The organism is Pauljensenia sp. C0254C2 (genome assembly GCF_056583835.1).
The window spans coordinates 244,453-254,686 of sequence record NZ_JBWPJO010000003.1; the positions used below are offsets into that span (position 1 = coordinate 244,453).

The window sequence follows — 10,234 nt, forward strand, 5'->3', positions numbered from 1 at the left end:
TTCTAGTGGGTTCGCGAGGCGGCAGCATTCAGGTGCTTCACGATGTCAGCCTGACGTTCGCATTCAGCTACGAGGGGCCCGCTGACACTCTGTTCGATGACTTCGCTGATCGACCGAGTCAAGCGTGAGTGTGCCCGGCGCCGAGCACGGGCTGCTCCTATGCGCACGCCTATCCACGACAGCAGAGCCACGATTACCGTCAGGGCCAGCCCTCCAAGAACGCACCAGGTGGGAATGGGCAGTCCGCGCCACATCGGCACGTCCCACTGGATCATGAGGAACTGGTCGGCCCCACGCACCGCCAGGATCCACAGCACTCCGGCCAGTGCCATCAGCCATCCGATGCCTTGGAGGATCGCGCTCGCACGCCACCAGGTACGTCGTTCTTGCAGGCCAAAATCGGTTCCGGCAACAGCCTGGTCGAGCGGTGTGGTGACGCTTTCGGCACGTTCGCGGGCTAGTTCACGTACGCGGCGCTGCCACACCTGCGGTCTGCCGTGCGCAATCTGCCCGGCAATGGTTCGCACGCCAGAATTCAATTTGGCACGGGCGACGGGTGTTGCTTCGGGCACAGATGACACTGATGATTCCGAGCTTTCCAGATGGAGGCGTGCCAGCGGGTCGGATTTGAATCGGGCAAGCAGACGGAACGGAAGCCAGCCGCACACTTTCTGAGCACGGTGACGATACCCCGCATCAACAGCTGACGTCACGTGTCCCACACCTGCAGCGCCCGCTGCAACATTAACCAACTGTAAGGTCAGGTTCTTCGGCACCTTCGGCAGTTCAGCAGTTTCAATCTCCAGGTCCCGGCGCGCCACATCAACGGCTTCATCCAGGACGGCGCCAACACGTTCAGCCTGCTGACGCACAATACGTGCGCGCTCAGAGATCATCGAGCGAACCGCATCAATGCCCTCCCCTGTCACCGACGAGGCACCCACCAGCTTCATGCCGGCTGCCTGATCAGCTTCCAGGAGACGACGAATGTCCGCTTCGATCTGGCTACGATCAGTCGGCGACAGCTGGTCGACGTGCGTGAGCACCATACACGCCGGCGCACCGTAGGCAGCGAAACGCGCAATCCACTGCGAATGGATAACGTGGTCGGCATACTTTTGCGGATCAACGACCCATACGATCAGGTCAACGCGGGACGCAAGACGCTCGGTGAGCGCCACATTGTCCTGCTGAATAGAGTCGATATCAGGCAGATCAACCAGGGCCACACTTTCCGGAAGGCCGGCGCCCGACGGGATCATGACCTGCTCGCGCACGCCCATCCATTCGACCAGTTCAGGTGCACGCGTGCCCGCGCCGATAGCGGCCAGAGCCTGTGTGGTGGTGGGGCGGCGTACGCCAACCTGCGCGATGTCGTGCCCCAGGATCGCGTTAAAAAGCGACGACTTGCCTGACCCGGTTGCTCCCACGAACGCAACCACGGTCGTGTCAGGATCGAGCCCTGTGCGTTCGTGTGCGCGCAGCAAGCAATCCGCGACGCGGTCCACGCATTCATTGGATACATCCGGTCCGGCAAGCTCCATAGCGGAGGCAATATGATCCACGCGTTCGGCAGGGTTGGAGAGACCACGGGTCATTATTCGGCTCCTACCGACCATTGTTGGCTCGCCTGCGCAATCGCCTCGGCTAGGCGCGCGTAGTCACCTGCTTCGGGCAGAGCGTCGCGCGCCGGCTGCAGGATTTGGGCGATCTCCTGGTCGGCTGCCTCCACGAGGTTACGGTGCGCCTTCTTGGCCATGTCACGCACCGCCTGGTCGCCGAAAATCGCTTCGAGCAGTTTGTGCGCCACGGCCGCGGTTGCACCAGCTACACCCACTTCAGCTCCGGTCAGTCCACCCGTTGACGCAAAAATGACGATCATCAGCGCCACGCCCACCACGTTGACACCAATGGCCATCATCTGGGCTCCGGCGCGCTTGGACTGGCCCTCGCTGCGCACCATCGCAAGCAGTTCGCGCTGCCATTGGTTCGCGACGCGCTGAGCACGCTCGGACGGATCCAACGCCGTCATGATTGACGAGGGCGACGCGCCTACCAGTGCCGGATCAGTGCGCGACAGCTCGGCCACCTGGTCACTCACGTCAGCAAATTCATCTGCCAGCAAGCTGGTCAAGCCAGCTTCAATGGCATCTTCAACAGGTTCGGACGGGGTCGGGCGCCCTCGAAAGAAGGCAGAAATGCGGTCACGCAGACGCGAAATGCCTCGCGACAGTATGCGCGTGAAATCTGCTGCGCCGACAACTTCCTGCCAGCGGGCCAGCACCTCACCACGCAGCAGCGTGCCGTCGGCAGTGCCCTGGCGGACACGACGCCCGGCAGCCTCCCCGATCCGGTCTATGCGCTCCACAAGTGCCTCAACGGCGGCACGTTCCTCGTCGAAAACCTGGCTGACTGCGCCGGCCGATTCGATCACCTCTCGCACCGATCCGCGAATCGCCTGCTGAGCCAGTTCGCTGCGGCGTTCGGCGTCTGCACCCAGTGCGCGTAGTCGGTCAACAAGCGGCTGGACGGCATCGTGGGGCAGCAAGCCGTCCTCGAGCGCCTGTTCATCGATAGCGAGCACCGGGGCGTTGCCAAGGCCGCGCTCGGACAATAATGCATTCAGGTCGGCCGCGACCTCCTGGGTTGCCCCAGGCGGAATGCGGTTGAGGACGATCACCGTCTCGATGCCGCGACTTCCGGCCTCTTCGAGCACCTGCCACGGCACGGCATCCGCGTAGCGGGCCGCAGTCGTGACGAAAATCCACAGGTCAGCCGCGTCGAGCAGTTGACGAGCCAAGGCACGATTGTCGTCCACGACCGAATCAAGATCAGGTGCATCGATAACGCCGACACCGTGGGGAATGGCTTCGAGGGCGCGCACACGTAGCGAGTGAGGATGTGATTCGCGCTCAGGATCAGCATCCGCCTCTTCACGCCTGCGCGTCAGGGAGGTGAGAATCCGGTTCGAGTCGAACCACATGGCGTCGCTGGGATTGTGCAGCAGGAGCGGGTCGCGTGTCGTGGGACGTACGGCTGACGACGCCGACACTGCGTACCCAACCATCGTGTTGACCAGGGTAGATTTCCCGGCCCCCGTAGATCCGCCGATCACGCACAGAATGGGTGCCTGGGCATGTTCGAGGCGCGGGATCACATGATCGTCGAGGCGCCGCAGGGCTCGAGCCTGTTCACTACGTGCACGGCGGGCTGACGGCGTTTCGACATTGATCGACACGTCCGCCAACGCATCACGCATTTCACGCGCACTGTGCAGTGGTGAACGCTCCATAGTCAGCCTAGTCCTCCTGTGTGGCCGACGCGATGCGCGGATGCATATCCTCTGCCGGAGGCATCCATGTCTCGCAATCGGCTTCGACCTGGTCACCCGATCGAATGTCCTTGACAGTGTCACCTTCCGAGGCGTCCGGGAACCAGACGAATGGTATTCCTAATCGATCAGCGTAGCGGATCTGTTTGCCGAATTTGGCCGCTGTAGGCGCAACATCGGTGGGAATACCGCGTGAACGCAGGGTCGCTGCGATCCGGTTGGAGTGCCCGCGGTCTTCCTCGTTCATGACGGCGACGACCACCGCGGCCGGTGAGGTACGCGTGGCGGTCACCATTGGCTGCGCGATCATGCGGGAGACGAGGCGAGAGACACCAATGGACAGCCCGACGCCCGGGTAGCTACGTTTGCCGTCCGATGCCAGAGAATCGTAGCGCCCACCTGAGCAGATCGATCCCAGTGACGGGTGTTCGGTCAGCACTGTTTCGTAGACCGATCCAGTGTAGTAGTCCAGTCCGCGCGCAATCTTCAAGTCAGCAAAGACAGCGCCGGGCATGCGCTCATGAGCGTCGCTAATCAGCGCACACAGCTCATCCAGCCCCTCGCGCAAAATGTCGTTGGACAGTTCCAACGCGTCAATACCGTCGCGAAGCTCGGCCACATCATCGGTGTGGATCTGCGCCATTGTCAGCAGGGTGCGTGCCTGGTCGCCTGAGATTCCGGCTTCTGCCAGTTCCTCGGTCACACCCTCGGGCCCAATCTTGTCCAGCTTGTCCAAACCGCGCAGCGCTGCGTCAACGTCGCCAACTCCGAGCGCTTCGCATACGCCCTGAACGACCTTGCGGTTGTTGGCCAGGATCTTGAACGGGCCGATGGGCAGTGAGGACAGTGCTTCGGCCATCACGAGCGGCAGGTCGACCTCGAAGTGGAACGGCAATGCACCGTTGCCGACGATGTCGATATCGGCCTGAGTGAATTCGCGGAAACGTCCTTCCTGCGGGCGTTCGCCGCGCCAGACTTTTTGAATCTGGTAGCGCTTGAACGGAAAATGCAGGTCGTTGACGTTATCCAGGACGTATCGGGCCAGCGGAACGGTCAGGTCGAAGTGCAGTCCGATCCTGCGGTCCTTATCGGTGTGTTCGCCTTTCTCGAGTCCCTGGAGACGTTCAAGCAGGTACACCTCTTTGGAGGTTTCCCCTTTGGACAGCAGCGAGTCGAGGGTTTCGACGGCTCGGGTTTCAATGTTGGAAAACCCGTGGAGTTCGAACACATGACGCAGCGAATCGAGCACATGCAGCTCGATCAGCCGGCCCTCAACGCTCCATTCGGGAAATCCAGACAATTTTGTCCGTGCCATCGTATGTGTCCTTCGATTCTTTTACTCTGTGTCTAGCCTTCGCGTCGTGCGCGCGCAACGTACTGATTGGTCTGAAGTTCGTGTGCCCACGTCGTCAGTGGCCCGTGCCCCGGGATCATGACCGTTCGCGGATCAATGGCGTTGGCCATGGTGCGAAGCGTATGTTTCATTTGGCGTTCGTCTCCACCGGGCAGGTCGGTGCGTCCAACCGACCCGGCAAAGATCACGTCAGCACTCAGCGCCCACGGAATTGGATCGTCATGCTGCCACAGGATTGTGCCCTCGTGGTCCGCGATATTGACGTCGCACTCCCCCAGGAACAATGCCGACCCCTCTGTGTGGCCTGGCGCAGGAAGCATCTGCAGCCAGATGCCGGGCTGGATTTCGAACGTGTCAGAAGGCACGTCGCGCAGATCTTCCGGCTTGTGCCACGTCAGGTCCATGCCGCTCGGTTTCATCGGCAGATACGACATCGGGTCATCCATGCGGTATCTGTCAGGACCAGGGATCCACACCGGTGCGGGCGCGTCAGGTGCCCATGAGGCCACCTCGTGAGCATCCCAGACATGATCAGGATGACCGTGAGTGCACAGAACGGCGCCCACCTGAGCATCAGCGCGATCCAGTGCCCCGCGGATCTGGTCGCACACACCTGCCGACGGGTCAACCACTACGACGTTCGCTTCTGCGTCGGGCTGAAGCACGATGCAGTTTGCCCCGAAAAACGGGGTCGGTATGACAGTGATGAGCACGCGTCACTCCATTGACGAGCGGATCTGATCCAACCACGCAGTCTTCGTTGCCAGTGTTTCGCGCAACGACTGTACCTGATCGGAATTTCCGGCGCTTTCGGCCTTCTCGATGTCGGCTTTCAGTCGGTCGAGCTGTTCTTCCAGCTGCCCCAGCATGCCTTCGGCGCGGGCACGTGTCTCCGGGTTCGAGCGCTTCCACTCGCGTTCTTCAGCCTGGCGCACCGCATCCTCCACGGCGCGCATCCGGCCTTCAACCTGGCCGACGTGGGCCGATGGCACGCGGCCAATCTCATCCCACTGGTCCTGGATGGCGCGCAAACGAGGCTTGACAGCGTCCATGTCTTCGATCGGCAAGAGCGCCTCGGCCTGCTCCAGCAGCGCTTCCTTGGCCTTGAGGTTTTCTTCAGATTCGGCATCTGCTGCTTCATCCTTGGCGCGGCGCGCATCGAAGAACACCTGCTGCGCTGTCCTGAAACGTGCCCACAACGCATCGTCTTCCTTGCGAGACGCGCGAGGCGCTGCCTTCCAGCGATCCATCAGGTCCCGGTAGGCCGACGAGGTTGGCCCCCAGTCCGTTGAATTCTGAAGGGCTTCAGCTTCAGCAATCAGCCCTTCCTTCACGCGACGCGCCTCAGTCTGCTTCTGGTCAAGTGCCGAGAAGAACTGGCGACGATGACGGTCAAAAACAGTGCGTGCACTGGAAAAACGCTTCCAGAGCTCATCTTCGGTGGATTTGTCCAGGCGTGGCCCCTTGCGCTGTAAAGTCTTCCACTCTTCAAGCAAGTCACGCAGTGCCTGTCCTGAATGCTTCCAGTGGGTGCGTTCTGGGTCCTGTTGAGAAATTTCTTCGGCCCGCTCGACCACTTTGGTGCGATCTGCAATGGCCTGTTCGCGAGCAGCCTGGCGCTCGGCCTTGGCTTGAACCTTGCGCTCCTCACCAGCCTGAGCGGCCTTGTCGACGCGCTCACGCAACGCGGGCAGGTCACCGATTGCTGCCGGCTCCGCAACGGCCTCACGCAGCGTGGCTACGGTTTGGTCGATGTCGCGTGCCCCCAGGTGAGGCAGACGGTCTTCAAAAAGGCGGATCGTGGCTTCCAAGTCGCTGTAGCGCCGCTCGTACAGTTCGAACGGGTTGTCCGGAGCGCCCTCCGGGTAGGATCCGATGAGGCGTTCGCTCTCACCGTCAGTGACGTAGATATTTCCTTCAGTGTCCATTCGCCCGAACTCGGTACGAGCAGGTTCGGATGCGGTTTCCGGGGAGCCAGTGGATGGCTGCTGTGGATTAGGCGAGATAGTCACGATCTTCCTTCTCGGGACGTGGATGGACCGATCCATCCGTGCGCGGTTATGTGTCTTGACTGACACTTCCTTATCCTACGCAAAATCACGCTCGAGGGGCGAACTGTCGGTCTCCTCGTTCACGATTCGTCTGCACGGGATTCACGCGCACGTTTCCGGGTGCCCGTCACGCGACGCGCCTCAAAAACACCATCAACACGTCTGAGAGCAGATAAAACGGCGTTCAGATGTGCCATGTCCGCAAGTTCGAATGTGAAGCGCGTAGAGGCCACCTGGTCAGCCGACGTCGACATTGATCCGGTCAGAATATTGACCGAATAATCCGACAGGACCTTCGTCAGATCCGACAGCAATCCAGCCCGATCCAGTGAACGCAATTCAATTTGGACGCGGTACTGCGCGTTCGAACGGTTCGTATCCCACGAGACATCAATGAGACGTTCAGGGTGGAGCTCTTCCAGACGGGCTGCGTTCAAACAGTCACTGTGGTGGACGGAAACACCTTGCCCACGTGTGATGAACCCCATAATCGGGTCGCCGGGCACCGGCGAACAGCATCGGGCCAGCTTCACCCAGATGTCATTGGAACTCATTCCAGACACCACGATGCCCACATCCGAGGTCGCCTTGCGTGTGCGCGTATCGCCTGGTGTGATGCCTTCAGCAAGCGTCTCTTCAGTGCCGGCTCCCCCGCCCAGGTTCTCCACCAGTTTGGACACGACATTGTGGGCAGACAGGTGGTTCTCTCCTACTGCCGCGTACAGACCCGACACGTCCTGGTAACCCAGGTCAGTTGCCACCGACAGGATCGATTCATGATTCATCAGGCGCTGCAGAGGCAGGTTCTGTTTGCGCATCGCGCGCGCCAGTGCTTCCTTGCCGGCTTCGATGGCTCCCTCACGGCGTTCGCGCGAGAACCACGATTTGATTTTCGATCGTGCACGAGGGGACGCCACAAATGCCAACCAGTCATGAGACGGGCCGGCCTTTTCTGACTTCGAGGTGATGATTTCACACGTGTCGCCCGATTCCAGCTGCGTATCAAGAGGAACGAGGCGGGCGTTGACGCGTGCACCGACAGTGTGATGGCCGACCTCGGTGTGGACGGCGTAGGCAAAGTCGACGGGTGTGGCGTGTGCAGGCAGCACGACAACTTCGCCTCGCGGGGTGAACACGTAGACTTCTTCGCCGGCAATTTCGTAGCGCAGCGAGTCGAGGAACTCTTCCGGGTCACCTGTTTCCCGTTCCATTTCCACCAGAGCGCGCAACCAATTCATTTGCTCATTGGTGCTCATTGCGTCGGACGTGCCCGATGTTGCGTTCGGGTTCTCCTTGTACTTCCAGTGAGCGGCTACGCCATTTTCGGCACGCTCGTGCATCTCATATGTACGTATCTGGATTTCCACCGGCTTGCCGCCCGGCCCGACCACCGTCGTGTGCAGCGATTCGTAGAAGTTGAACTTCGGCATGGCGATGTAATCCTTGAACCTGCCCGGAATCGGATTCCACCTGCCGTGCATTGCGCCCAAAACGGCGTAACAGTCTTTGACACTGTCAACAAGGACTCGCACCGCCACCAGATCGAAAATCTCATCGAACGCTTTGCCGCGCACAATCATCTTCTGGTAGATCGAATAGTGGTTCTTCGGGCGCCCGCCGACCGTTCCGCGAATTCCGGCGCGCCGCAGATCCTCTTCGATCTGCGCGATCACGTCACGCAGATAGGTTTCGCGGCGCGGTGTGCGCTGTTGAACAAGCCGGTCAATCTCTTCGTAGATTTCCGGCAGCATCGTCTTGAATGACAGCTCTTCAAGCTCCCACTTGATCGTGTTCATGCCCAGGCGGTGGGCAAGCGGCGCATAAATCTCCAGTGTCTCTTTCGCCTTGCGTTTAGCGGATTCAGGCGAGACGTACTTCCACGTGCGCGCATTGTGCAGGCGATCTGCAAGTTTGATCAACAGCACGCGGATATCCCGACTCATCGCCACGATCATCTTGCGCAGTGTTTCCGACTGGGCTGCGGTGCCATAGCGGATTTTATCGAGCTTGGTGACACCGTCGACCAGCAGTGCGATTGACTCACCAAAGTCAGCGGTGAGCTGCTCAACCGTGTAATCCGTGTCCTCAACCGTGTCATGCAGCAGCGCCGCCACCAGCGTTGGCGTCGTCATGCCCATTTCAGCCAGAATCGTCGCCACTGCGACGGGATGAGTGATGTACGGCTCGCCAGATGCGCGTTTTTGCCCTCTGTGATGAACTTCAGCCGTCTCATAGGCGCGCTCAATAACTGAGATATCTGCTTTCGGGTGGTTGGCGCGCAAGGCACGCACCAATGGTTCAATCTCAGGTGCGGTCGTGCGCCCTCGCGAACCAAACCAGACCAGTCCCGACCGCACAAAGGACCCTGCCGACGGCGCTTTCGGCCTGCTCGGTGGTTTAGTTCTCTCACTCACACAGTCATCATAGGCTCAGGCGCGCCCCCACGTGTGAGGAAGCGCGCCTGAGCTGGAAAGTTACCGGGTGATGTCAGACAGACAGTGCCACTGCAGACTGCACATCCAGGCCCTCAAGCTTGTCTCGGCCCTTCAATTCAGTCAACTCGAGGAGGACCGCCACACCTGCAACCTCGGCCTTGCACTGCTCAAGCAGATTCACCGAGGCACGTGCCGTGCCGCCGGTGGCCAGCACGTCGTCAATGATCAGGACGCGTTGTCCCTCTACGACAGAGTCCGGGCGAAGCTCCATGCGAGCGATGCCGTATTCGATGGAGTAATCCTCACCGATCACCGGTCCGGGCAGTTTGCCGGCCTTACGAATCGTGATCATACCGATGCCCATACGTGTCGCCATCGGTGCAGCCAGGACGAAGCCTCGTGACTCCAGGCCTGCGATAGCGTCAATGCGTCCCTCGTAGTGCTCGCAGAGCAAATTGATAGTTTCCTGGAACGCCGGGCCGTTGGCCAGCAGCGGTGTGATGTCGTGGAAGAGGACGCCTTCCTGCGGGAAACCGGGGACGTCACGCATATTGTCGACGACCAGTTTCTTGATGCGCCTTCCGAGTTCTTCTGTCATTTGCGCTTACGCTTCTTTCGTTGAGGTTGAGCATCATTGCCAAGACGGTGCCCCGGGATGACCGGTCGCGCCGCCACAGCTTGTACCTGAACACTGTCAGATGTTGGGGCGTGGTCACCCTCGTCAGTCGAATCGATTGAGCGTTGCCTGGCGACGATGGTGTTGTGTTCACGGGCGCGTGACCGACGCTCCTCCAGCATGACCAACAGCGGCGAGGCGATAAATATCGACGAGTAGGTACCCACAATCATTCCGACGAACAGTGCCAGAGCAATATCCGTCAGCGTGCCCGCCCCCAGAAGAACAGTACCGATCACGAGGATCGCTCCCACCGGCAGAAGTGCAACAACGGAAGTGTTAATGGAACGCACCATCGTCTGGTTGACGGCGAGATTGACCAGTTCGCCATATGTGTAGCGCTTCTGCTCCCACACGTTCTTCGTCAGGCCGCGCACGTTGTCGAAA

The 10,234-nt window shown here is 60.3% G+C and carries 7 protein-coding genes and 1 pseudogene; all 8 read right to left on the reverse strand.

The features are described 5' to 3' along the window. Positions 1-2: 2 nt before the first annotated feature. Complete coding sequence (locus AC1DA5_RS04040) at positions 3-1,598, reverse strand: GTPase family protein (RefSeq protein WP_070727287.1); 1,596 nt, start codon at positions 1,596-1,598, stop codon at positions 3-5. Beyond that, the gene (locus AC1DA5_RS04045) at positions 1,598-3,292 is read right to left on the reverse strand and encodes a dynamin family protein (protein ID WP_480289304.1); all 1,695 of its coding nucleotides are present in this window, start codon (positions 3,290-3,292) and stop codon (positions 1,598-1,600) included. The genes AC1DA5_RS04040 and AC1DA5_RS04045 overlap by 1 nt, the downstream gene beginning before the upstream one ends. Positions 3,293-3,299: 7 nt before the next feature. Beyond that, a complete protein-coding gene (gene hisS, locus AC1DA5_RS04050; RefSeq protein WP_070727291.1) occupies positions 3,300-4,646 on the reverse strand; it encodes a histidine--tRNA ligase in 1,347 nt (448 codons plus the stop codon). A 32-nt stretch (positions 4,647-4,678) separates the two neighbouring features. Continuing rightward, positions 4,679-5,398, reverse strand: coding sequence for an MBL fold metallo-hydrolase (locus AC1DA5_RS04055; RefSeq protein WP_058236769.1), 720 nt, complete (start codon positions 5,396-5,398; stop codon positions 4,679-4,681). Between the two features lie 3 nt (positions 5,399-5,401). Beyond that, positions 5,402-6,733, reverse strand: coding sequence for a DUF349 domain-containing protein (locus tag AC1DA5_RS04060; RefSeq protein WP_083314510.1), 1,332 nt, complete (start codon positions 6,731-6,733; stop codon positions 5,402-5,404). A gap of 83 nt (positions 6,734-6,816) precedes the next feature. Beyond that, positions 6,817-9,150: a RelA/SpoT family protein gene (locus AC1DA5_RS04065; protein ID WP_307876260.1), complete on the reverse strand. Its 2,334-nt coding sequence runs from the start codon at positions 9,148-9,150 to the stop codon at positions 6,817-6,819. A gap of 73 nt (positions 9,151-9,223) precedes the next feature. Continuing rightward, positions 9,224-9,769, reverse strand: coding sequence for an adenine phosphoribosyltransferase (locus tag AC1DA5_RS04070; protein WP_070727295.1), 546 nt, complete (start codon positions 9,767-9,769; stop codon positions 9,224-9,226). After that, positions 9,766-10,234: pseudogene (locus AC1DA5_RS04075) on the reverse strand (protein translocase subunit SecF); the annotation flags it as partial. The pseudogene AC1DA5_RS04075 and the gene AC1DA5_RS04070, both read right to left, overlap by 4 nt.